Raw genomic sequence first — 24,025 nt, 5'->3', positions numbered from 1 at the left:
AGCCGCAAGTTATCATTCCGAATACTGCACGGGGGATGATGACATCGGGTGTGGCGGAAAAATTAAGGTCCGAGAATGAGTGCCGAGTCCGATAGAAGTACTTCCGATTATGGCGATCCGGCGCTGGGCACCGAATTCAGCGCGGTGGCAGCCTTCTCCGCGGCCTGGGAGGATGCCGCGGGCACCGCGGGCAAGCAGCCGCCGCGGATCGCGGAGTTCCTGCCCGACGCCCGGACCCTGCGCACGGCGGCACTGCTCGAACTCATCCGGGTCGACCTGCGGCATCGCTGGCTGCGCCGCACCGTGCTCGACCCGGACGCGCCGGAACGCGCCGAACCGCGACCGCGCAAACGGCTCGCCGAATATTGCCGCGAATTTCCCGAACTGCAACCGAAAAGTATCCCGGCCGGACTGGTGTACGAAGAGTTCGTCATCCGCAGGCACAGCGGTGAACGCGTGGATCCCCGGGATTGTCTGCGGGAATATCCGGACCAGGCGGCGGAACTGCGGGACCTGCTCAACGCCGACGACGTCGAGCAGAGTACGCGGCGGGCGGTGCTGGAAGATTCCACACTGGCCGCGCTGGACCGCACCCGAACCGCCTTCGCCGAGAGCGGATTGAACCGAACCGTCGCGTCGACCCGTAGTTCAGAAGTGACGCGAGCGAGCACGGACCTGACCGGGACGGCGACCGCCGTGCCGACCACGATCGGCACCGGTCCCGGCCGCTACGACGCGCTCGACCGGATCGAAATCGGCCAGCGGATCGACGATTTCGACCTGCTGACCGGTCTGGGCAGCGGCGCGTTCGCACGGGTCTTCCTGGCCCGGCAGCGCTCACTGCAACGGCTGGTCGCGGTGAAGATCTCCACCGATCACGGCACCGAACCGCAAACGCTGGCCCAGCTCGACCACGACTACATCGTGCGGGTCTTCGACCAGCGGGTACTCGATTCCGGCAGCAGTGCCGCGCGCCGGCTGCGGCTGCTCTACATGCAGTTCCTGCCCGGCGGCACGCTGCTCGGCGTGCTGCGCTGGGTGCGCGCCACCCCGCCCGCCGAGCGCAGCGGACGGCTGCTGCTGGACGCGGTGGACGCGGCCATGGAGGAGAAAGGCGAGATCCGGCCGACGGATTCGAGCGTGCGGGCCGAGATCGCCACGCTCAGCTGGCCCGAGACGGTGGCCTGGCTCGGGCGCAGGCTGGCCGAGGCGCTGGACTACGCGTCCGCGCACGGAGTACTGCACCGGGACGTGAAACCGGCGAACGTGCTGTTGACCGCGGAGGCGGTGCCGAAGCTCGCCGACTTCAACATCAGCTTCAGCCGCAATGTCGAAGGCACCAGTCCGGTGGCCTATTTCGGCGGCTCGCTGTCCTACATGTCGCCCGAGCAGCTGGAGGCCTGCCATCCCGGATTCGGCCGCAGCGCGGCCGATCTGGACACCCGCGCCGATATCTACTCGCTCGGCGTCGTGCTCTGGGAACTGCTCACCGGCGCGAAACCGTTCGACGACAGCACCGCGGGTGCGGACGCGCACGGCGACGACACCACGCTCGAGGCGATGCTGGAGCGACGCAGCGCGGGCGTGGAAGCCGCGGCGCTGGAACGGATTCCCGCCGACTGCCCGGCGGCGCTGCGCCGGGTGCTGCTCACCTGCCTGGCGCCGGAGCGGACGATGCGCTGGGCCAGCGGGGCGGTACTGGCGCGGCAGCTGGAGCTGTGCCTGGACGCGCGGGCCCGCGAACTCGTCGACCCGGCGCCGACCAGTTGGCGACTGCGGCTGCGCCCGTGGCGGCTGCTCGTCGCGGCGCTGGCCGTCGGGCTGCCGAATGTGCTTGCCTCGCTGTACAACATCCAGCACAACCAGCACCTCATCATCAACCGGCTGAACGAGGACGCGCAGCACAGTTTCGGCATCATCACCGGCGTGGTGAACGCGGTGGTCTTTCCCGCGGGTATCGCGATCCTGCTGTACATGTCGCGGTTCCTGCTCACGGTGCCGCACGGGCTGGCCAAGGGTCGCCGATACGATCCCGAAACCCTGCGCCGGACCAGGCGCGACGCGCTGCTGCTCGGGGATCGTGCGGTGGCCGTGGCGTTTTCGCTCTGGGTGGTGGCGGGGGTGACCTTCCCGATCGCGTTGCAGCTGGTGACCGGGGACCTGCCCGCGCGGGCGATCGTGCACTTTCTCGCGTCACTGGTGGTGTGCGGCGCGATCGCGGTGGCTTATCCGTTCTTCCTGCTGACCTTCTATATGGTGCGCTGCATCTACCCGTTGTTCCTGCGGCACGGCGACATCAGCCCCGAGGACGCGATCTGGCTGCGCGGGCTCGACCGCCGCTGCAACGGCTATCTGGCGGTCGCCGCCTCGGTGCCGTTGCTCGCGGTGGCCGGGGTGACCTTCCTGCCGCCCGCCGACATTCCGATGGTGATCTTCGCGGTGCGCGTGCTGTGCGTGGGTGGCATCATCGCGTTCGTGGTGTCCTACCTGCTGTTCCGCGCGCTGGAGGCGGATCTGCGGGCGCTGGAGCGGGTGGTCGCGCCCGGGTCCACGGGGTCCGATTCCGGCGCGGAACCCGCTGCGGCAGTGCCGGATTCCACGGTGCCGGTGGCCGATTCCACGGTGGCAGTGGTCGACTCCACGGTGGCAGTGGTCGACTCCACGGTGGCAGTGGTTGATCCCGCTGTGCGGGAGCCGCGCACGTGACGGCTTCGCGGGCCGACGCGATCGCCCGGTTCGCCGCCGATTGGCAGCGCAGCCTGCGTGACGACCGGCTCGAACCGCCGCGGATCGCGGACTACGTGCCGGACGGCGCCCAGACCCGGCTGGCCATCCTGACCGAGCTGTTGCGCATCGACCTGCGCGAACGCTGGGGACGCGCCGCCGCTCTCGGCAAGCGGATCACGGAGTACCGCAAGGAGTTTCCGGAGGTCGAGCAGAGTCCCGACCTGGCCGACCTGGTCTGCGCGGAGTTCTCGGCCCGGCGCCGCCACGCGCCGCTGCCGGTCGCGGAGTTCATCGCGGAGTACCCCGAATTCGCCGACGAGATCCGCCGGCGCCTCGCCGCGTTCGACGTCGCCGACAGCACAGTGGATTTCGGTACGGCGGAATCGGCCGCCGCCGTCGCCGCGCTGGCCGAACTCGCCCCCGGCCGGCGCATCGACGACTTCGATCTGCTGACCGACCTCGGTGCCGGAGTGCTCGGCCGAGTATTCCTGGCCCGGCAGCGATCCATGCAACGCCTTGTCGCGGTGCGCCTTTCGGCAGGCCGCGCGAGCGCACCGCAGACCATGGCGCAGCTGGATCACGCCCACATCGTCCGCGTGTTCGATCAGCGATTGCTGCACACCGACGCCACCGCCGGGATCTTCGAGGAAGGCTGGGCAGCAATCGACGACGACAGCACCATCGCCCGGCGTCCTGACCCGGACGATCACACGATCGCCGACCCACCCGACCTGACCGGCAATACAGTCGCCGGGCCACCCGGCCTCGATGACCACACCGTCAAGGCGGCCGACCGCGAACCGGGCGGAGATCCCACACACCGCTCCATGGACCCCGCGGGGAACGGCGCTGCCGCTGTTCGCGCGCATACCAGGCCGGTGCACTCGATGCTCGACGCGGCCGCGCCGCGGCTGGTCTATATGCAGTACCTGCCCGGCGGCACCGCGCTCGGCGTGCTCGAGCAGCGCCGCCGCGGCCCCGAGTCCGCCGGCGGGGCCCTGCTGCTGCGGGCGGTCGACGCGGCGATGGAGGCGAAAGGGGAGATCCGGCCGTCGGATTCGAGTGTGCGGGCCGAGATCGCGGCGCTGAGCTGGCCGGAGACGGTGGCGTGGGTGGGCAGGCGGTTGGCCGGCGCACTGGATCACGCCGCGCATCTCGGCGTGCTGCACCACGACATCAAACCGGCGAATGTGCTGTTCACCGCCGAGGGCGTGCCGAAGCTGGCCGATTTCGCGCTGCGCGCATCCGGCCCGACCGCCGGTGCGGCGAATCCTGGTGAGCTAGAAACGGATTCGCTGCGCTACCGATCCCCCGAACAACTGGCCCGCCTGCTCGATCCAGCGGCCCCCGCACCCGGAACACGCAGCGACCTCTATTCACTCGGCCTGCTGCTGTGGGAAATGCTCACGGGCACACACCCGTTCGACGACCAGCCGCGGGCGGGCGAGGCACGGCCCGACGCCCTCGCGCGCATGCTCGAAGCCCGCAGGGCGGGTCTGCCCGACACCGCGTCGGCGCAGTTGCCCGCCGATACCCCGGCGGCGCTGCGCCGCGTCCTGCTCGACTGTCTGCGCGCCGAACCGAAACGCCGCTGGCGCAACGGCGCCGAGCTGGCCGGGCAGCTGGATCTGTGTCTGGACGCCCGCGCTCGCGACCTGGTCGACCCGCCGCCGACCAGCCTGCGGTTCCGGGCCCGCGGCTGGCTCATCCCGGTGGCGGCGCTGTGCGTCGGCGTGCCCAACGTGCTCGCCAGCTGGTACAACATCCAGCTCAACCAGTCGCTGATCATCGATCGGCTCGCGGCGGCCGATCAGGAGAAGTTCTTCGCCGTCGGCCTGATCAACAATCTGATCTCCTTTCCGCTCGCGGCCGTCCTGCTCATCGCGCTCAGCCGCAGGCCGCTGACCGTCTCGTTCCGATTGGCCCGTGGCCGTGAGTATTCCGCGCGCACGCTGGCCAAGGCGCGACGCGACACCCTGCTGCTCGGCGACTGGGCGGTGCTGGTGCCGTTCGCGATGTGGATCATCGCGGGCGTGGCCTGGCCGCTGGCCCTGGCCGCCAGCGGCGTCTCGCTCCCACCGGGGACCTTCCTGCATTTCTTTGCGGCACAGCTCGTTTGCGCCGCCATCGCGCTGGCCTATCCGTTCTTTCCGGCCATGCTCTTCGCCGTACGGGTGGTGTATCCGCAACTGCTGGTGCGCGGCGGCGTCGGCCCGGGCGACGAGCGTCAGCTCCGAAATCTGGCCCGGCGCGGCAACTTCTATCTCGGCGTCGCGGCCTCGGTGCCGTTGCTCGGGGTGGTCGGCGCGACCTTCGTCGATGCCGCCGATCTGGGATTGGTCATAGTTCCGGTGCGCTTACTCAGCGTCGGTGGCATTCTGGCATTCGTGGTTACCTACCGGTTGTTCCGCTGGCTGGAGGCCGATCTGCTCGCCTTGGCGCGGGCCATCCCGCAGCGGCAGCGATGACCTCGCCGCGGCCGCTCGGGCGGCTGGTGAGCCTGTCGCATGTGCACGATCCGGCCACGACGCCGCTGTATCCGGACGATCCGGAGTTCCGCACCGATATCGTGGCGACGGTCGCCAACGACGGCTACTACCTGCGCTACATCCAGCAGGGTGAACACACCGGAACCCATTGGGGCGCACCGATCCATTTCCATCCCGACGGTCTGGGCGCCGATCAATTGGAGCTGGACGACCTGCTGCTGCCCGCGGTGAAGATCGACGTGCGCGACCGCTGCGCCCACGACCGGGACTACGCGATCTCGATCGCCGATCTGAAGCAGTGGGAAGCGCGGCACGGCCGGATTCCGAACGGCGCCGCCGTCGTCGCGTGGACCGGCTGGGATGCCAAGTGGGGCACCCCGGAATTCCTCGGCACCGCCGAATCCGCCGAACACCAACCGGGTTTCGCGCTGGACACGATGGAATGGCTGCTGCGCACCGGGCGACTGGGCAGGCGCGGCGCGCTCGGTATCGATACGTTCGGGCCCGACCTCGGCACCGACCACACCTACGCGGTCTCGAAACTGCTGTACCGCGAGCACCGGATCAGCCTGGAATGCCTGGCCAACCTCGCCGCCCTACCGGCGACCGGTGCGTGGATCCTGGTCGGTGCGCCGCTCTACCGCGACGGTTCCGGCTCTCCCGCAACGATCTTCGGGATACTGCCGGGCACCTGACGGGCTGGGGTCAGGAGTAGACCTTGGGATCGAGGGTGCCGATGTAGGGCAGGTCGCGGTAGCGCTCGGCGTAGTCGAGGCCGTAACCGACGACGAACTCGTTCGGGATGTCGAAGCCGACATGCGCGACGTCCACGTGCGTGCGTAACGCGTCCGGCTTGCGTAACAGCGTGACCACTTCGAGCGAGGCCGGGTTGCGGGTGGAGAGGTTGCGCTTGAGCCAGGACAGCGTCAGGCCCGAATCGATGATGTCCTCGACGATCAGCACATTGCGGCCCGCGATGTCCTTGTCCAGGTCCTTCATGATGCGCACGACACCGGAGGACGAGGTGGACGAGCCGTACGACGAGACGGCCATGAACTCCATCTGGGTCGGGATCGGCAGCGCCTTGGCCAGGTCGGTCATGAAGAAGATCGCACCCTTGAGCACGCCCACCAGCAGCAGATCGCCCTCGGGCGCGCCGGGTGGATAGCGCTTGGCGATGAGCTCGGCCAGCTCCTGGGTCTTGGTGGCGATCTCTTCCTCGGTGATCAGCACCGACGCGATGTCGTCCCCGTACACGTCAGCTGTTCCCTTCTGGTTTTCGCTCCCGGACGGCCGACCCATTATGTGTCATCGGCCGCTGCGCAGACGCAGTGTCAGCCTGCCATGTTCGCGCGCCGCGACCAACCTGCTACCCCCGGTTCCGCCGCCGACCGCCACCCCACCCTGGCCGCGCCAGTCCGTGACCAGCTCGTCCACCGCGCGTAAATGCTTGCCCGTCAGGGCTTTCGCGCCACCTTCGAGCAACCATGCCCGGATGGTCCGGCGGCGCAGTGCGGCCGGCGCAGTGGCGAGGGTCTCGATGACCAGGGCACCGCCATCACTCGCGGTGTCCAGCAGCTCCCCGGCAAGCGCGTCCAGCACGGCGCCGTCGTCGCGCAGCTGGGCGGCGGTGCGGGCGAGCGCCTCGGCCGCGCCGCCGCCGAGCACGTCCTCCAGCAGCGGCAGCACCTCGGTGCGCAGCCGCACCCGGGTGAATTCGGGCGCGTGGTTGTGCGGGTCTTCGTGCGGGGTCAGCCCGGCGTCGGCGCACAGCTGCCGCGTCGTCTCCCGTCGCACCTCGAGCAAGGGCCGTCCCCAAGGTTCGGCCCACTCGGTCATCCCCTGGATGGACCGCCCGCCCGACCCGCGCGCCAAGCCGAGCAACACGGTTTCCGCCTGGTCGTCGAGCGTGTGCCCGAGCAAGACCGGCAGTCCGGCGCGAGCCGCGGCCAATGCCGCGTACCGAGCCTGCCGTGCCGCCGCCTCGAGCCCGCCCGTGCCGCCGACCGCCACCGGCAGGATTCGGGCCGAGCGGCAGCCGAGGGCCAGCGCCGTCGCGGCCGCGGCCGCGGCGACGGCGTCGGACCCGGGCTGCAGTTGATGATCGATGACGAGGGCGTCCACCGCGTCCATCTCGATGACCGCCGCCGCGGTCAATGCCAGCGAGTCCGCCCCGCCGGACAGTGCGACGGCGACCTCGGACCCGCCGTGCGCGGCACGCCACGCGCGCACAGCGCGTCGTACCGCCAGCGCCGCCGCCGTCTCCGGCAGACGGCGCGGCTCCGCCGCTCCGGCGTCCGCGCGACCCATACGCGCACCCTACGGGTTCGCGCACCCGTTCCGTCTTCCCGCACCCGCTGTGCCATGCCAGAACGGGTGCGGGAAGACGGAACGGGTGCGGGACTCAGCCCAGGACGCGCGACACCCAGCGTTCGGGAGTCTCGATTTCGTCTGTGCGCGGGAGGGTTTCGGCGTCGGTCCAGATGGTGTTGAACTCGGTCATGCCGACCCGGCCGACGACTTCGTCCACGAACTTCTTGCCGCGGACGTACTGGGCGACCTTGGCGTCCACGCCCAGCAGCGCGCGCATGATGCGCTGGATCGGGTTGGTGGGCCGCTTGCGGCGCTGATCGAAGGCCGAGCGGATCTGCTCGACGGAGGGCACCACGGCGGGCCCGACCGCGTCCATGACGTGATCGGCGTGGCCCTCCAGCAGCGTGCCCAGCATGAGCAGCCGGTCGAGCGCCTCGCGTTGCGGCGGGGCCTGAGTGGCGCGCAGCAGGCCGACCACGCCACGGGTGGCCGGGTCGTCGGGCACGGTCCCGCGGCGGCGGTCGCGAACCTCCTCGAGCAGCCGCGACAGCACCTCGTTGAGCGGCTCGTCCCCGACCTCGCCGAGCACCTCGACGTTGGTGCGCATGTACTCGGCCAGCCAGGGCGCCGAGGAGAACTGCACCCGGTGGGTCACCTCGTGCAGGCAGACCCAGAGCCGGAAGTCGCTGGGCGAAACGCCGAGCGCCCGCTCCACCGCCATGATGTTCGGCGCGACGAGCAGCAGGGTGCCGTCGGGGCCGGTGAACGGGTCGTACTGGCCGAGGATCGCGGTGGACAGGAAGGCCAGCATCGCGCCCGCCTGCACGCCCGCCGGTTTGCCCTGCAACAGCCCGCGTTCGGCGCTCGTACCGTCGCTGCCGGTGAGCTGGGCCATGGAATCGGCGGCGGCCGCGATCCAGCCGGGCCGGTCCACGATCCGGGCGGCGGGCACCGGCTGATCGTCGAGCAGCCCGCTCACCTCGCGGACCGGGCCCTCGGCCCGCACCGAGGCCGCGGCCAGCTCGGCGACGACCTGTTCGGCCGAGTAGCGGGAGGTCCGCGGGCCGGCGGGCACCAGGGCGGCGCCGGTCTTCGCCGCGAGGCGCCAGTCGACCGCGCCGGAGAATCCGGAACGTCCCTTCGTCTGCTCGACCGCGGTACCGGTCGGCATCACCGCGTCCGCCGCACCGGTACCGGCCGGGTCGGAACTTTCTCCGTGCATGTCAACCACCCGTCACGAGCATCCACAGTTGCGTAGCGTGCCCGCGATCGCGTCGAGCGCGGGCCTGCTCACCTCCGGCGGTCGATCGTTCGACATCAGCGCGAAAGTCAGCACCCGGCCGTCGGCGTCGAGCACATACCCGACCAACGCGCTGGACACCGACAGAGTTCCGGTCTTGGCCCGGACGAACCCGGCGGCCTGCCGGTTGTGGTCGACATAGCGGCTGGTCAATGAGCCGGTCGCGCCCGCGATCGGCAGGGCGTCCAGCAGCGGCGCCAAAGTGGCGGCGAGCCGGTCGTTCTCGGGCCGGGCCATGGTGCCCGCGGGCTGCACCGCGCTGCTCGCGCCGGGTTTGGCGGCGGTCGCCACGACCCGGTCCAGCAGCCGCGCCGGAATCCGGTCGTCGACCGAGAGTCCGCTGTTGTCGTGCATGTCCAGACCGGTCAGGTCGAAGCCCGCCTTGCCCAGGGCGGTGTTCACCGCGGCGACCGCACCGCTGAACGACGCCTCGCCGCCGGTGGCGACGGAGATCTCGCGCCCGACCGCCTCGGCGAGGATGTTGTCGGAGTAGACCATCATGTCGCGCAACCGGTCCCGCAGCGGTGCCGAGCGCACGCTCGCGACCTCGGCCGCCCCCGGCGCGGCGGTGCCGATTCGCACCCGGGCCGGATCGAGGCCGAGTTCGGTGGCCAGCCTGCGTCCGGCGTCCAGCGCGGGCGTCGGGGTGCGCGGGGAATACTCCACGAGCGGCTGCAACCGGCCGCCGTCGATCATCACCGGCTCCATCGGCGCGATCGAGCCGTCCCCGATATCGATCGGATCCCAGCCCTTCGCCATGGACGGCCCGGTATAGGCCGAGATGTCCACCACGATGGTGTCGACCGCGCGGCCGGAGTTCTTGATCTGCGACACCAGATCGGCGACCTTGGCGCCGTTCGGGTAGTACCCCTTGCCTTCCGGCTCGGCCGTCAGCGTCGGATCACCACCGCCGACGAGCACCAGTTCGTTCGGCGCGGCACCGGCGACCACCCTGGTGATCAGCCGATGGTCGGCCGGCAGGGTGAGCAGCGCCGCGGCCGTGGTCAGGATCTTCGCGGTGGACGACGGGATCATCGGCTTGCCCGGGTCGCCGCTCCACAGCACCGTCGCGCTGTCGGCGTCGGTCACCTGTCCGGCGAAGGCGCCCAGATCCGGATTGCCGATCACCGGCGCGAGCGCGGCCGCGATACCGGCCGGGCTCGGCGCGGGCGCGTTGGACGGCGCGGGCGCGACCTGCGGGAAGGGCCGGACCGGCGTGGGCGGGGCCGCGACGGTGAGTCCACCGTGGCGGAATTCGTCGGTCCACGGTTTGACCGTGAGCAGCACTCCTGTTCCTGCCGCGAGCAATACGGCGAGTGTGACGCCGAACGCGATCCAGAGATTGCGGCGCCGCCGGTTGGCCAAGCCACCTTTGTTCTTACCCACCACTGACCGCAGCTCTCCTCGACTGATCTCCGCAGCAGCCGCCTGCCGCACCCATGTCCCCGCCGACCACACTATCCTCGTTGCGCAACCGTTCCCTTGAACAACCTGGCGAGTCGGCAGTCGCGACTGCTCATGCTCATAGATGCACCGAAGGAGATGGCGTGGAGTTCGACGTCACCATCGAGATCCCCAAGGGCTCTCGGAACAAGTACGAGGTCGATCACGAGACCGGACGGGTCCGGCTCGACCGGCACCTCTACACCTCCATGGTCTACCCCGCCGACTACGGCTACATCGAGAACACCCTGGGCGAGGACGGTGACCCGCTGGACGCGCTGGTCCTGCTGCCCGAGTCGGTGTTCCCCGGCTGCCTCATCGAGGTGCGTCCGGTCGCGATGTACAAGATGGTCGACGAGGCCGGCGGCGATGACAAGGTGCTGTGCGTGCCCGCGGGCGACCCGCGCTGGGAGCACATCCAGGACCTGAAGGATGTGCCCGAGTTCGAGCTGGCCGCGATCAAGCATTTCTTCGAGCGGTACAAGGACCTGGAGCCGGGCAAGTACGTCAAGGGCTCGGAGTGGGTCGGCCGGGCCGAGGCCGAGGCCGAGGCCGAGGCCTCGGTGCAGCGGTTGAAGGACCAGGGCGGCCACTGAGCCGGAACCGAAGCGGGCAGCCGGATCGTCCGGCTGCCCGCTTTCGCGTTGTGGCGCAGGCTCGTTGAACCACGCTCACGCATCAGTGGCGCGAGTGCGCCGCTCGGCCCGTTCGGCCATCACCTCATCCAGGTGCTCGCGCAGCAGCGACAGGATCGGCGCCTCCACCTCGCCGTCGAGCCGCTCGTGGGTGAAGTGCGCGTCCTCGATCGAGGCGAAAGTCTCTGCCGCCGAGCGGTATACGCAGTACGCCTGATGGGTTCGCCCGAGCGCCTGCAGGATCAGCCCGTGCATCACCAGCACCCGCGCCCGGCTCAACGGTCCGATGGCGCGATTGAGCGTGCGCACGGCCGCTTCCGCGATCGGTTCGGCCTTGACCAGCTCGCCCGCCATCATGTGCACGTGCGCGAGCCGCGCCAACGCCCAGCCCTCGCGCAGTTCGACGCCGCTGAGCTGGGCCAGCCGCACCGCCTCGTTGCACAGCTCGATGGCCTGCGCGTGGTCGCCCTGAAAACTGCGGCACACGCCGAGTTCGTGGGTCGCCATCGCCTCCAGCGCCGCGTTGCCGATCTTCGCGGCGAGCGTCTTGGCGGTAGTGGCTCGCTCCTGCGCCTCGACGAATTCGCCTGCGTCCGAGAGGGTTTTGGCGATGTGCACCAGGCTGGCGCATTCCACCGCGGGATCGCCGACCCGCTGCGCCAGCCGGATCGCACGCTCGCCGTGCGCGATCGAGGCCGCCGTCTCGGTGCCCATCCGGGTCGAGGAGGCCAGCAACTGCGCCGCGAACGCGACCAGCCGCACGTCGCCCGGCGTGGCACCGCCCAGCGACAGCGCGATGCGCTGATGGTCGCGGCCCTGCCGCAGCGTGCCGAGCGAGTAGCTGAAGATCGAGCCCAGCGTCACCCGGATCCGGCATTCGACGCGCCGGTCCCCGGCCCGCAGCGCGGCGTCGAGCAGCTTGTTCAAGGCCCGGGACAGCTCCTGGCTGTGCGGGCCGCCATCGATCAATTCCGCGGTGGCCCACGCGATGTCGGCGGCGGCGGGCAGGGCCGCACCGCCCACCCGCGCGGCCTGCTCGTACAGCGAGATCAGGTTCGGGCGCTCCGCATCGAGCCAGTACTGCGCGGCGATGGTGTCCACGAACGAAAGGCCCTGCGCGACAGTCGCACCGAGATGCTCCGACAGCGTCGTACCCGGATTGCACACCACCATCAGGTTTTTCATGCTCGCCAGGTAGAAGTCCAGCAGGCGGATCAACGCGTCCGCGGCCGGCTCGTCGGCGGCCTGATGCAGCTCGCGGGCGAACAGGCGCGGCAGATCGTGATAGGTGTAGCGGCCCGGCGCGCTGGTCTCCATCAGATTCAGGTCGACCAGCGACTCGCACAGCTCCTCGACGAGCATCCGGTCCGAGCCGAGGACCGCCGCCGCGCCGTCCAGCGAGATCTGCGCGACCTCGGGCACCGCGAGCATCCGGAACGCCCTGGCCTGCGCGCAGTCGAGCTGGTCGTAGCTGAGCCGGAACGCGGCCTCGACCGCGAGGTCACCACTGCGCAGCGTGCCGAGCCGCTGCTGCTCGTCGACCAGCCGCTCGGCCAGGCTGCTGATGGTCCACTGCGGCCGGGCCGCGAGCCGCGCGCCGACGATCCGGACCGCCAGCGGCAGCCCACCGCACGCGTCCAGCACGCTGTCCACCGCGGCCGGCTCGGCGGCGACCCGCCGCAGCCCGGCGATCCCGGCCAGCAGCGTGCGCGCCTCGGCGCGCGCGAGCACGTCCAGCCGCACCCCGAGAATACCTACGACACAGGGCAATTCGGGCATAGACGAGCGGCTCGTGATCAATACCGCCGAACCCGGAGTGCCGGGAATCAGCGGCGTGACCTGATCGACGTCGTGCGCGTTGTCCAGCACGACGAGCACCCGCTTGCCGTCGAGGAAGCTGCGGAACTGACCCGAACGCTCCGCCAGCGTCGGCGCGATCTCGCCCTCCGGCACCCCGAGCGCACGCAGGAAGTCGCCGAGCGCGTCGGCGGCCGGGGTGGCCCGCCCGGCCGGGTGGCCGCCGCGCGCCTGCGCGAAGCCGTGCAGGTCGACGTGCAGCTGCCCGTCCGGAAACCGGTCCCGCACCAGGTGACCCACGTGCACCGCGAGCGCGCTCTTGCCGATGCCGCCCATGCCGCCGATCACGCACACCGGCACCGCGGAACTGTTTGCGCGGGTGAGCCATTCGCTGATCGCGCGCACCGTATCGGCCCGGCCGGTGAAGTCCACGACATCGGCGGGCAGCTGCGCGACCCGGGTGACCGCGCGCCGCTGCGGACGCACCGCCGCCGGGTTGCGCACCGTGGCGAGGTGTGGCGCGGTCAGGTCCGCGCGCAGAATGCGCTGGTGCAGCTCGGTCAGCTGCTGGCCGGGTTCGATGCCGAGCCGGTCGATGAGCGCCTTGCGGGTCTCGGCGTACACCGCGAGCGCCTCGGCCTGGCGGCCCGCGTGGTACAGCGCGGTCATCAGCAGGCCGCGGGTCTGCTCGCGCATCGGATGCTCGGCGCAGAGCGGGGTGAGTTCGGCGATCACCTCGGTGTAGCGGCCGAGCCGCAAATCCAGCTCGATCCGCTGCTCCAGCAACGCGACCCGGCGCTCGATCAGCTGGGTGCGCTGGCGATCCGCGTAGGGGCCGGGCAGTCCGGCCAGTGGCGTGCCGGACCACAGGCGCAGCGCGGCGTCGAGCCGTTCGCGGACCTGCTCGACCGAATGCGGCTGCTCGGCGCCGGCCCGCTCCTGCTGCACCTCCAGCAGCAGATCCTCGACCATCTCCACGTCGACCGCGCCGGGGTCGAGCCGCAACGCGTAGCCGCCACCGAACCCGACCAGCACCGTCGCGGGCGCGCCGGACGGGCGGTCCGGCTCGAGCGCGCGGCGCAGATGCAGGATGTGATTGCGCAACGCGCCGATCGCGCTCGGCGTCGGATGCTCCCCCCAGACGCCGTCGATGAGTTCGGGCACCGTCGCCGACCGTCCACTGCGCAGCAGCAGCGCTGCCAGCAAGGCTCTGCGTTGCTTCGACCCGAGATCGAGCTCCAGGTCATCGCGCCACGCACGCACCTCACCCAGCACAGCGAACTTCAGCATGCGGCCCTCTCTCTCCGACCGTCGGACGTCCGGCTTCGAAGGTAACCAATCGTCCGACGTTCGCGGCAACCTCGCCCAACTATCGGACGATGAGCCACCAATGATCCATCGCCACAGATACCGCATCAAACCGAGGATTCCGTGAGTTTTCGGTGACGAACAGCTGATCGGATGCTGATGTCCCGCCCACAGACGGGCGATGGTGGTGCTGGCACCACCATCGAAGGCCCGTAGGCGTTACCCGAAATCCGGGTGCGCGCGGCATGGGCGCGACCTCCCGGAATTCCTAGGCTCGAAACCGTCGCGGAGCACCGATGCCTCCCGACTCGAACAGGAGGACAACACTGCTCATGAACCCATTTCGGCGCAATGGCGGAAAGGCGGCCCTATCGGCCCTCGTGGTGGGCGCGGTGCTCGCCGCGGCCGCGTGCGGCGGGGAAACATCGGTGACGACACCGACCCCCGGCAGCGCGGCGCCGCCCGCACTCGCCGCCGCGCTGGATCGTGTGGTGCAGAGCGGGATTCCCGGGGTGCAGGTCGTCCTCGACGGTCCCGGCGGGCATCGGGTCTACACCGCGGGCGTCGGCGACATCGGCACGGGTGCGCCGTTCCAGGACGACGCACTCGTCCGGATCGGCAGCAACACAAAGACTTTCGTCGCGACGTTGGTGCTCCAGCTGGTCGCCGAGGGCAAGGTGGACCTGGCCGCGCCGATCGAGCGCTACCTGCCCGGCGTGGTGCAGGGCAACGGCAACGACGGCAACCGCGTCACGGTGCGCCAGCTCTTGCAGCACACCAGCGGTCTGCCCGACTACCTCGGCCGAGGTAACGGCACCAGCATCGAAACGGACGGCCCGGCTCAGCTCGCCCCGGACGAAGACGCCATCCGGACACAGCATTTCGAGGCCGCCGAGCTGGTCCGCAACGCGATGACCATGCCGCCGAACTTCGAGCCCGGCGCGAAATCGGTGTACACCAACACCAATTACCTGCTGCTCGGCATGTTGATCGAACGCGTCACCGGACGGCCTTACACCGACGAGATCAATAGCCGGATCATCGCCCCGCTCGGCCTGAAGTCCACCTACTCCCCTGCCTCGGGCGAGCGCACGCTGCGCGATCCGCATCCGCGTGGCTATCACGTCCGCGAGGGCAAGCGGATCGACTTCACCGAGCTGGACCCGTCCTGGGGCGGTGCGGCGGGCGCGATGGTCGCCAGCAACACCGATCTCAACACGTTCACGGTCGCCCTGCTGTCCGGAAAGCTGTTGCCGCCTGCGCAATTGGCGCAGATGCAGCAGACGGTGCCGTTCGACCGGATGCCGGGCGCCGGCTACGGCCTCGGTCTGATCCATCGGACGACCTCGTGCGGCAAGGACGTCTGGGGCCACGGCGGCAGCATCCCCGGATTCGGTACCCGCAACAGCGCCACGGCCGACGGGAAAGCAGTGGCCGTGGCGGTGAACCAGCTGCCGACCTCGGACGAGTCGTCCGAGCTCATCGAGGCCGTGCTCGACACCGCACTCTGCGCTCAGTGACCACACAGCTACCTTCTCCGCACCCGATTTCGGTGCGGCCGAACGACATCGGAGGATCGACCGTGAACCGCACCCGCAGGCGCACCGCCGTCGCGAGCGTCGCCGCCGGGCTGGCGCTCTGCGCCGGCCTGGCCGGCTGCACCGGCACCGACGCCAACGCCGAACCCCCTGCGCTGGAACGCTTCTACAGCCAGCAGCTCGACTGGAAGGCCTGCGACGACCCGAAACTCGCTCAGGCGGGCGGGCAGTGCACCGATGTCACGGTGCCACTGAATTACGCTGAGCCACAGGGCGCCACCACCACGGTCGCCATCTCCCGGCTCGTGTCTCCGGAACCCGCGAAACGACGTGGCGTCATGCTGTCCAATCCTGGCGGCCCCGGCGGCCCCGGGCTCGACTTCATGCTCGGCGTCCGCGAGGCGATGACGCCCGACGTACGCGCACAGTACGACCTCATCGGCATGGACCCGCGCGGCATCGGGCGCTCCGCGGCGATCAACTGTCACTGGCCGCGCGGCTTCGCGTTGGAGTCGGCCGGTGTCGACGCCGCGAGTTACGCCGAATCCGTGGCCACCCAAGCGGATTTCGCGGCGCGCTGCGCGGCGACCGAGGCGGCCAGGCTGCCGCACATCAGCACCCGCAACACCGCGCGGGATATGGACGTGATCCGCGGCGCGCTCGGCGTCGACAAGATCAGCTACTTCGGCACCTCGTACGGCACCTACCTGGGTGCCGTGTTCACCCAGATGTTCCCGCAGCGCAGCGACCGGATCGTGCTGGACAGCGCGGCGAATCCGGACACCTACGGCCCCGTCGGCATGATGCAGGCCATGGGTCCGGCGAACGAGGCCGCACTCGATCTCTGGGCCGACTGGGCCGCCGCGCACGACGGCGAGTACCACTTCGGCGACTCCCGCGCCGCGGTGCGGGCCACCATCGTAGATCTGATCCAGCGATCGGCACGGCAGCCGATTCGGTTGGGCGAGTTCGAAGTCGACGATCACATCGCGCCGATGCTGCTGTTCGTCGGGCTGGACGATGTGCGCAACTACGAGATGCTGGCAGGTCAGGTAAGCCAGCTCCGCGATGCGGCGAACGGTATGCCCGTGCAACCCGACGACACGCTGCGGGAAGGCCTCGAGCACATTTTCAAGCCGGTCGACCAGGACGGTTCACCGCAGATGGCGGTGCTGTGTGGTGACGTCGCCGCGCCCCGCGATCCGGCGTTCTACTTGCGCAATATCGAGGCGGCCCGGGCGAGCCAGCCGGTGTTCGGCGCGTTCGCCAACAACATCACCTCGTGCGCGTTCTGGGCGCCGCCGCTGGAACCGCCTACGGTGGTGGACAATTCGGTGCCGAGCTTGATCCTGAACTCCACCGGCGACACCCGCACCGCATATGAGGGCGCGCGCGTGCTGCATCAGAAGATGACCGGCTCGGCGTTCGTCACCCTGCAGGATGTGCCGATCCACTACATCTTCGGCCGCTACCCCAACACCTGCGCGTACGGCGCGGTGAACGCGTACCTGCGGGACGGCACGCTGCCCGCCACCGAACTCACCTGCAAGGCGGACTAGGCCGGACGCGTGAAGGCCTGAACCCGTACGGGTTCAGGCCTTCACGCGTTCAGGTAGGCCAAGACCGCGAGCACCCGGCGATGCCCGACCTCCTCGGTGGACAGCCCCAGCTTCGCGAAAATGCTCCGAATATGTTTGTGCACCGCGCCTTCGCTGACCACCAGCCGCTCGGCGATGGTGCCGTTGTTGTGCCCCTCGGCCATCAAGGCGAGCACCTCCCGCTCCCGTGCCGTCAGCGCGGCCAGCGGGTCGTCGGCTTTGCGCCGCACCAGCAGTTGCGAGATCACCTCGGGGTCCATGGCGGTGCCGCCCGCCGCCACCCGGCGCAGCGAGTCGAGGAACCGGTCCACCTTGCCGACCCGTTCCTTGAGCAGATAGCCCACCCCGCCCAGGCCGTCGCCGAGCAGTTCGGCGGCGTAACTGTCCTCCACCCACGACGACAGGACCAGCACCGGCAGGCCGGGATGCAGTTCGCGGGCGCGCACCGCGGCACGCAGCCCGTCATCGGTGAACGTCGGCGGCATCCGGATATCGACCACCACCGCGTCCGGGCGGTCCGCGGCCACGGCGGCGAGGAAGTCGTCGGCATTGCCGACCGCGGCGACCACCTCGATCCCCGCGGTGCTGAGCAAGAGCACGAGCCCCTCCCGCAGCAGGGCGTCGTCCTCGGCGATCATGACCCGCACGGCAACTCCACCCGCAACACAGTAGGGCCACCCGCCGGGCTCGTCAGCACCATCCGTCCGTCGAGCGCCTCGGCACGGCGGCGGATGCCGGCCAGCCCGCCGCCATAGGTCTCGACCGCGCCGCCGACGCCGTCGTCGCGGACCTCGATGGTCAACAGCTCCGGTCGGCCGCCGAGCGCCACGGTGATGCCCTCGGCGCCGGAATGCTTGGTCGCGTTGGTGAGTGCCTCCGTGATGACGAAGTAGGCGGCGGCCTCCACCGCGGCGGGCTGCCTGCCCACATCGGCCAGCTCGAGCACACACGGGATCGGGCTGCGCGCCGCGATCGCCGACACGGCGCTCACCAGTCCGCGATCCGACAGCACCGGCGGGTAGACGTTGCGCACCACATCGCGTAGTTCGGCGAGCGCGGCGGTCGCGGTGTCCTGGGCTTTGCGCACCAGTTCGTGCGCCGCCGCCGGATTCTGTTCGCGCAGTTGATCGGCCAGCCCGAGCTGCATGATCACCGCCGCGATCCGGGCCTGCGCGCCGTCGTGCAGGTCACGTTCGATCCGGCGCAGTTCCGCGCCGTGCGCGTCCAGCGCGGCCGCCCTGGTCGCGGTCAACGCGGCGACCCGATCGGCGAGCACCACCCCTTCGGCGGGGCCGAGCAGGGCGCGGGCCAGCAGCGCCTGCCACCGCGCCACCACCGGGACCAGCAGCGTCAAGCTGATGAGCGGCAAGGTGAGCGCAGCGCTCAGCCATGCCGAGGGCCACGAGTCCACCGCGTAGCCGAAGGTCATGAACTCCCCCGGCGGCAGGTGCTGCCACAGCGCCGGTGTCGCCAGCTGAACGAGCACCGACACCGGCAGCGCGACGGCGAAAATGCCCAGATAGATGCCGGTCAGACCGTGCGCGATGAGCCAGGCCACGTCCCGGCGGTTCGCCGGATCGGTGACCGCCGTGCGCACCCGCAGGCGCAGGCCGCCGACGAGGGGCTGATAGCTCTCCTCGATCGGCGTGCCGAGTCGCTGTGCCGCCCTGCGCCGTTCGAACGAGACCAGCGGCCGGACCACCCGGATCGCCTCCGGCACCGCCGGGATGCCGACCCCGATCAGGCAGAACGCGAGCACCAGGAGCAGGCCGATCACCGCGAGCATCGCGGCCAGCGAGGTCACGCTGCCGACCGCCAGGTACCCGATCGCACCCGGCAACAGCCGCAACCGCGCCAGCGCGGAACGCAGGACCTCTTTCACCCTCGTCATGCTGTCAGAACATCAGTCCGCGAGCCGCGGGCGGTCACGCAGAGCCGGGGCCGTCCGCCGGACGCCCGGCCGCGTCGTCCCGCGCGCCGCCGTGCTCCGGCGGATCGATGACCTCTCCGCCGCCGAGTACCAGTCCCACCTGATCGACCACGCGGGCCTCCTCGGCCGAGACGCTCTCACCGTTCTCCGCGGCCGCCGCAGCGTGCGCCGCCTCGATACCGCCCGTCATCCGCAGCGGCACCTCCCGCCAGAACAACACCAGGATCAGCGCGATCAGCGCGACACCGGTCGCCGACAGGAACACCGTCGACATCGAATCGGCGAAGCCGATCTTGAACGGCCGGGCCAGGTCGGGGCTCAGCTGCTGGATGATCGAGCTGTCCTTCAGCACCTGTCCCGCGGCCGAAGTGTCCTGCGCGAGCAAGCCTTTCGCCAGCGCGGCATCGGCCGGGTTGCTGCTGCGCGCACCCTCGACCACCGCGTGCTGGAACTGCGGATCGGCGGCGGCGCTGCGCATTTCGTCCGAGATGTTCGGGGTCAGCTGCGCGAACAGGATGGACAGGAACACCGCGACACCGAGCGTGCCGCCGATCTGCCGGAAGAACGTGGCCGCCGCGGTCGACACGCCCATGTCCTTGGGCGGCAACGCGTTCTGCAGGGCCAGGGTGAGCGGCTGCATCAGGTTGCCCAGGCCGAAACCGGTGCACGCCATGAAGATCATCGCGAGCCACAGTGGGCTGTCGGCGGTCAAATAGTGCAGCAGGAACAAGCCGAGCGTCAGCATGGTCGCGCCGATGATCGTGAAGGCTCGGTAGCGGCCGGTCCGCGAAATCAACTGGCCGGACACGACAGAACCGGTCATCAGGCCGAGCACCATCGGCAGCATCTGCAGGCCGGCCAGCGTCGGGCTCGCGCCGCGCACCACCTGCAGGTACTGCGGCAGCAGCGAGATACCGCCGAACATGCCCGCGCCGACCACGAACGAGATCACCACGCCCAGTGCGAAAGTGCCGTTCTTGAAGATCCGCAGCGGGATCAGCGCCGCGTCCCGCAGGTTCTTCTCCACCAGCACGAAGCCGATGATGCCGAGGCCGCCGATCACGTAGCAGGCAATGGAACGGCCGCTGCCCCACCCCCATTCGCGTCCCTGCTCGGCGACCACGAGCAGCGGGGCCAGGCCGATCGCGAGCACCAGCACGCCCCACCAGTCCACCCGGTCGGTCGACTTGGGCCGCTTGGGCAGCTTCAGCACCCGCGACACCACGGCCAGCGCGATCAGGCCGATCGGCACGTTCACCAGGAACACCCAGCGCCAGCCGCTGACGCCGAGAATCGTCTGCTGTCCGGCGAGCACGCCGCCGAGCACCGGGCCGATCACGCTGGACGTGCCGAACACCGCCAGGAAGTAGCCCTGGTATTTGGCGCGTTCACGCGGGCCGACGATATCGCCGAGGATGGTGAGCGCCAACGACATCAAACCGCCCGCGCCGATGCCCTGCACCGCGCGGAACGCCGCGAGCTGATACATCGACTGGGCCATCGTGCACAGCAGCGAACCGACGATGAAGATCGCGATGGCCAGCATGAAGAACTGCTTGCGGCCGAACATGTCGGACAACTTGCCGTACAGCGGGGTGGCCAGCGTCGCGGTGATCAGGTAGGCGGTGGTGGCCCACGCCTGCATCGAGTAGCCGTTGAGGTCGTCGGCGATGGTGCGGATGGCGGTGGAGACGATCGTCTGATCGAGCGCTGCCAGCAGCATCCCGAGCATCAAACCGCTCAGGATCACCAGGATCTGACGATGGGTGAAAGCCGGGGGCGCTGCCGCGGTCGGCGCTGCTGCTGTCATTGGTCGTTCTCCGTCTCGGTCAGGGCCTCGTCCCAGTTGCGGCGCATGGCGGCGATCATCTCCGGTCGCGTTCGCTCGAAATCGTCGACGAACTGCCGGAGCAACTCGGCGAACTCGACCCGGGTCTGCGGTGCCCACTTCGCCATCACCTTGCTCAGGTTGTCGTTGCGGCGTCGGCGGATCTGCTCCGCGACGGCGCGACCGCGTGCGGTGACCACGAGCACGGTCGCCCGGCCGTCCGCCGGGTCGGCCTGCCGCTCGACGAGTTGCCTGCCGACCAACTGGGCCACCTGACGACTGACCGTCGACGCGTCCGAGTGCAGTGCGGCCGCGAGTTCGCCGGAGCGCATCGGCCCGTCGAAACACAGCCGGATCAGGGCGCCGAACGCGGCGGGGTCCAGCCCGTCTTTGGTCCACGTGCCGATCTGGGCCGCGGTGCGGTCCCGGATCCGCTGCAAGCGGGTGAGTTGCATCGCGATCGTGTCGATCGTCTGGTCGTCCACAGCCTCACCTTTGCTTGCATCAATCAACTAGTTGCGCGATGCAAGTATGCAGACGGAACCGGAACTGGGGCAAGCGATAAACGACGCTTTACTCGCCCTTGAACTCAGGAGCCCGCTTCTCGAACACGGCCTTGATCGCCTCGGTGAGATCCTCCGACGGCAGGAACGCGGAGTTCCACGCGGACACGTAACGCAGTCCGGTGGCGACCTCGTTCTTGGTGCGCTGATCCAGCACATCCTTCACACCCTGCACCACCAGCGGCGGGTTCGCGGCGATCTCGCGTGCGGTGGCGTGTGCCGCGTCCAGCGCCGCAGCCTGATCGGCGAACACGTCGTTGACCAGGCCGATCTTCTCCGCGCGGGCGGCGTCGATGTCCTTGCCCGTGTACGCCAGCTCGCGCAGATGTCCCTCGGAGATGATGCCGGGCAGCCGGTGCAGCGAGCCGATATCGGCGACGATCGCGACCTTCGCCTCGCGCAGGCTGAACTTCGCCTCGGCGCTCGCGTAGCGGATGTCGGCGGCGGCGATCAGGTCCAGACCGCCACCGATGCACCAGCCGGAGATCGCGGCGATCACCGGCTTGCGGCAGTCCGCCACCGCCGTCACCGCACCCTGCATCTTGCGCAGCTCAACCAGGAATTCGGTGCGCGGCGCGGCCAGCGCGCGATCGCCCAGCAGCGGGCCGAACATGCCGCTCATCGCGGGCAGATCGAGGCCGTAGGAGAAGTGCGGGCCCGAACCCGTCAGCACGATCGCGCGCACCTCCGGATCCGCGTCCAGCCCCTGGAAGATCTCCGGCAGCTCCCGCCAGAAATCCGGGCCCATCGCGTTGCCCTTGCCGGGACCCGTCAGCGTCACCTGCGCGACATGGTCTTTGATCTCGACGGTAAATGCCTGCCAGTCAGTCATTTGTACAGCGTATTCCAGAGGGCGGGAGACGAACACACCTCGTCCGGTCCACTCCCCTGACGCTTTGACCGCGAAGCTCGCCGCAAGGTGCCGCGTGCGGCGTAAATCCTGTTAAAGGTGCGCAAAATTGTTGCGAGGCAGTAGTTCCTAGCCGGCCGTGCGCGGATCATGGAACCAAGTCATCGAACCTCACTTTTCGGCTCGGAGGCCACTGTGTTGATGCATCAGGGAATCGGTCTCGACCGGTTCAACCAATTTCCCCGCGCCCGCGCGATTCACGCGCTCTTCGGCTGTTGCGGCAATGTCACCTGGGCGACCGAACTCGCCGACGCCAGACCCTTCCCAGATCGGGACGCGCTGCTGGCCACCGCGGACATCGGCCTGCTCGCGCTCTCGCCGGGCGATCTGGATCGGGCGTTCGAAGCGGTTGCGCACGAACAGGTCTCGGAGCACAGCGTGTCCGAGCTGGCACGTTGCACGCACGCGCGCATCGCCCAACTGCTCGGGCCGAGCGAGGGCTATCCGGAATACTGACGCATTCCCCGCGAATCGCTCTACTCTGGTTTTCATGCGCAGGTCGACATTGCCACCGATCGCCTGCCGAGTCGCGGACACCCTCATCGCCCGAGGCCATCACGGTGTCATCGTGACCCAGCCGGCACCGACACCCACTGTCGCCGACGCGGCGCGCGCACTCGGCGTCGAGGTGGGGGCCATTACGACTGCGACGGTGTTCCTGCTGGACGAGGACCCCGTGCTGCTGCTGGTCTCCGGCGCGCACGAGGTGGACCTGGCCGCCACCGGCACACGGCTGGAGGGCACGCTCACCGCAGCGCCTGCCGAGCTGGTCCGGCAGGTGACCGGGCAACCGCTCGGCGGAGTCGCCCCGGTCGGCCATCCCACCAACCTGCCCACCTGGGTGGATTCGGAGCTGTCCCGGCATCGCGAGGTGTGGGCCGCGGGCGGTCATCCGAACACTGTGTTCCGCACCTCTTTTCACGAGTTGGTGCGCATCACCGCCGGGCTGCCCATCGAGGTCGTATAGGCAGCGCGCGCACCGGCTTTCAGCAACACGATCGGGGTGTCATGCGGTGCGCGAGATCGACTTTTCGCGCAGAAACCCCCGGGCGGGGGAACGCGAAGCGGACGAACCCGGCGTAGGTTGGCTTAGGTGACCGAGGCTGAACGACCCGTGGATTTCCAGATCCCCGATGATTTGAGCGGGATCACCGCCGAGCAGTTCCGCGCGTCCATGCGGCACTATCCGGCGGGCGTCACCGTGGTCACCTTGAATTCGCCGAACGGGCCGATCGGTTTCACCGCGACGTCGTTCGCCTCGTTGTCGCTGGCGCCGCCACTCGTCTCGTTCAATATCGCGCACACCTCGTCCAGCCTCACCGCACTGCTGGACGCGGGCTCGGTGGTCATCCATTTCCTCGGCGAACACCAGCGCCACATCGCCCAGCGCTTCGCCCGCACCGCCGACGAGCGTTTCACCGACCGTGCCCTCTGGACCACCCTGGACACCGGCGAACCCGTCCTGCACGGCACCCCCATCTGGCTGCGCGCCACCATCCACCAACTGATTCCCCTGGGTGACCACACCCTCGTAGTAGGCCTGGTCACCCGAGTCCACGACAACACCAACGAATCCCCCGCCGCCGCCCCCCTCCTCTACTACAACGGCCGCTACCACCGCCCCACCCAACTCGGCGACTGAGCGG

The 24,025-nt window shown here is 69.6% G+C and carries 19 protein-coding genes; 9 read left to right on the top strand and 10 right to left on the bottom strand.

Annotation, left to right across the window (positions count from 1 at the left end; all coding sequences use genetic code 11):
* Positions 1-75: 75 nt before the first annotated feature.
* Genes O3I_RS02215 through O3I_RS02205 form a run of 3 tightly spaced genes read left to right on the top strand, consistent with a single transcriptional unit; the run spans position 76 to position 5,911 of the window.
* A complete protein-coding gene (locus O3I_RS02215; RefSeq protein ID WP_014981258.1) occupies positions 76-2,706 on the top strand; it encodes a serine/threonine-protein kinase in 2,631 nt (876 codons plus the stop codon).
* Entirely contained in the window at positions 2,703-5,195 is a 2,493-nt protein-coding gene (locus O3I_RS42325; RefSeq protein ID WP_014981257.1) for a protein kinase domain-containing protein, read from the top strand. Before O3I_RS02215 ends, O3I_RS42325 begins: the two co-directional genes overlap by 4 nt.
* Complete coding sequence (locus O3I_RS02205) at positions 5,192-5,911, top strand: cyclase family protein (RefSeq protein WP_014981256.1); 720 nt, start codon at positions 5,192-5,194, stop codon at positions 5,909-5,911. Before O3I_RS42325 ends, O3I_RS02205 begins: the two co-directional genes overlap by 4 nt.
* Positions 5,912-5,921: 10 nt before the next feature.
* On the opposite strand, the gene hpt is transcribed toward O3I_RS02205, so the two are convergent.
* From hpt to dacB, 4 genes are all read right to left on the bottom strand, one after another.
* Positions 5,922-6,473, bottom strand: a complete 552-nt coding sequence (gene hpt / locus O3I_RS02200) for a hypoxanthine phosphoribosyltransferase (RefSeq protein WP_014981255.1) — start codon at positions 6,471-6,473, stop codon at positions 5,922-5,924.
* Between the two features lie 51 nt (positions 6,474-6,524).
* The gene (gene tilS, locus O3I_RS02195) at positions 6,525-7,526 is read right to left on the bottom strand and encodes a tRNA lysidine(34) synthetase TilS (protein ID WP_014981254.1); all 1,002 of its coding nucleotides are present in this window, start codon (positions 7,524-7,526) and stop codon (positions 6,525-6,527) included.
* Positions 7,527-7,620: 94 nt separating this feature from the next.
* Positions 7,621-8,700, bottom strand: coding sequence for a zinc-dependent metalloprotease (locus O3I_RS02190; RefSeq protein ID WP_041563314.1), 1,080 nt, complete (start codon positions 8,698-8,700; stop codon positions 7,621-7,623).
* Between the two features lie 63 nt (positions 8,701-8,763).
* A complete protein-coding gene (gene dacB / locus O3I_RS02185) occupies positions 8,764-10,215 on the bottom strand; it encodes a D-alanyl-D-alanine carboxypeptidase/D-alanyl-D-alanine endopeptidase (protein ID WP_014981252.1) in 1,452 nt (483 codons plus the stop codon).
* Positions 10,216-10,376: 161 nt separating this feature from the next.
* On the opposite strand from dacB, the gene O3I_RS02180 reads away from it, so the two are divergent.
* Entirely contained in the window at positions 10,377-10,868 is a 492-nt protein-coding gene (locus O3I_RS02180) for an inorganic diphosphatase (RefSeq protein ID WP_014981251.1), read from the top strand.
* A gap of 75 nt (positions 10,869-10,943) precedes the next feature.
* Here the strand turns inward: O3I_RS02180 and O3I_RS02175 are convergent, their stop codons facing one another.
* Positions 10,944-13,994 carry an AfsR/SARP family transcriptional regulator gene (locus tag O3I_RS02175; protein WP_014981250.1) on the bottom strand — a complete coding sequence of 1,017 codons (3,051 nt, stop codon included), beginning with the start codon at positions 13,992-13,994 and terminating at the stop codon, positions 10,944-10,946.
* Between the two features lie 350 nt (positions 13,995-14,344).
* Here O3I_RS02175 and O3I_RS02170 point away from each other — a divergent pair, with 350 nt between their 5' ends.
* Both O3I_RS02170 and O3I_RS02165 read left to right on the top strand, forming a co-directional pair.
* Positions 14,345-15,532 (top strand): serine hydrolase domain-containing protein, encoded by a 1,188-nt coding sequence (locus O3I_RS02170; RefSeq protein ID WP_063632231.1) that lies wholly within the window; start codon positions 14,345-14,347, stop codon positions 15,530-15,532.
* A 62-nt stretch (positions 15,533-15,594) separates the two neighbouring features.
* Complete coding sequence (locus O3I_RS02165) at positions 15,595-17,109, top strand: alpha/beta fold hydrolase (RefSeq protein WP_041563312.1); 1,515 nt, start codon at positions 15,595-15,597, stop codon at positions 17,107-17,109.
* Between the two features lie 41 nt (positions 17,110-17,150).
* Here O3I_RS02165 and O3I_RS02160 read toward each other — a convergent pair whose 3' ends face one another.
* The 5 genes from O3I_RS02160 to O3I_RS02140 all read right to left on the bottom strand — a co-directional run bounded on the left by O3I_RS02160 (position 17,151) and on the right by O3I_RS02140 (position 22,301).
* Positions 17,151-17,795 carry a response regulator transcription factor gene (locus O3I_RS02160; protein ID WP_029896826.1) on the bottom strand — a complete coding sequence of 215 codons (645 nt, stop codon included), beginning with the start codon at positions 17,793-17,795 and terminating at the stop codon, positions 17,151-17,153.
* Positions 17,783-19,039, bottom strand: coding sequence for a sensor histidine kinase (locus tag O3I_RS02155; protein WP_051066470.1), 1,257 nt, complete (start codon positions 19,037-19,039; stop codon positions 17,783-17,785). The genes O3I_RS02160 and O3I_RS02155 overlap by 13 nt, the downstream gene beginning before the upstream one ends.
* Positions 19,040-19,073: 34 nt before the next feature.
* A complete protein-coding gene (locus tag O3I_RS02150) occupies positions 19,074-20,888 on the bottom strand; it encodes an MDR family MFS transporter (RefSeq protein WP_014981245.1) in 1,815 nt (604 codons plus the stop codon).
* Positions 20,885-21,391: a MarR family winged helix-turn-helix transcriptional regulator gene (locus O3I_RS02145; protein WP_014981244.1), complete on the bottom strand. Its 507-nt coding sequence runs from the start codon at positions 21,389-21,391 to the stop codon at positions 20,885-20,887. The genes O3I_RS02150 and O3I_RS02145 overlap by 4 nt, the downstream gene beginning before the upstream one ends.
* A gap of 88 nt (positions 21,392-21,479) precedes the next feature.
* A complete protein-coding gene (locus O3I_RS02140) occupies positions 21,480-22,301 on the bottom strand; it encodes a crotonase/enoyl-CoA hydratase family protein (RefSeq protein ID WP_014981243.1) in 822 nt (273 codons plus the stop codon).
* Between the two features lie 219 nt (positions 22,302-22,520).
* Here O3I_RS02140 and O3I_RS02135 point away from each other — a divergent pair, with 219 nt between their 5' ends.
* The 3 genes from O3I_RS02135 to O3I_RS02125 all read left to right on the top strand — a co-directional run bounded on the left by O3I_RS02135 (position 22,521) and on the right by O3I_RS02125 (position 24,021).
* Positions 22,521-22,835 (top strand): 2-oxo-4-hydroxy-4-carboxy-5-ureidoimidazoline decarboxylase, encoded by a 315-nt coding sequence (locus O3I_RS02135; protein WP_237748242.1) that lies wholly within the window; start codon positions 22,521-22,523, stop codon positions 22,833-22,835.
* A 34-nt stretch (positions 22,836-22,869) separates the two neighbouring features.
* Complete coding sequence (locus tag O3I_RS02130) at positions 22,870-23,346, top strand: YbaK/EbsC family protein (RefSeq protein WP_014981241.1); 477 nt, start codon at positions 22,870-22,872, stop codon at positions 23,344-23,346.
* 126 nt (positions 23,347-23,472) lie between these two features.
* Entirely contained in the window at positions 23,473-24,021 is a 549-nt protein-coding gene (locus tag O3I_RS02125) for a flavin reductase family protein (RefSeq protein WP_014981240.1), read from the top strand.
* The last annotated feature ends 4 nt before the right edge of the window (positions 24,022-24,025 follow it).

This window comes from Nocardia brasiliensis ATCC 700358, assembly GCF_000250675.2.
GTDB lineage: Bacteria > Actinomycetota > Actinomycetes > Mycobacteriales > Mycobacteriaceae > Nocardia > Nocardia brasiliensis_B.
This window is presented reverse-complemented; position numbering and strand designations above follow the sequence as displayed.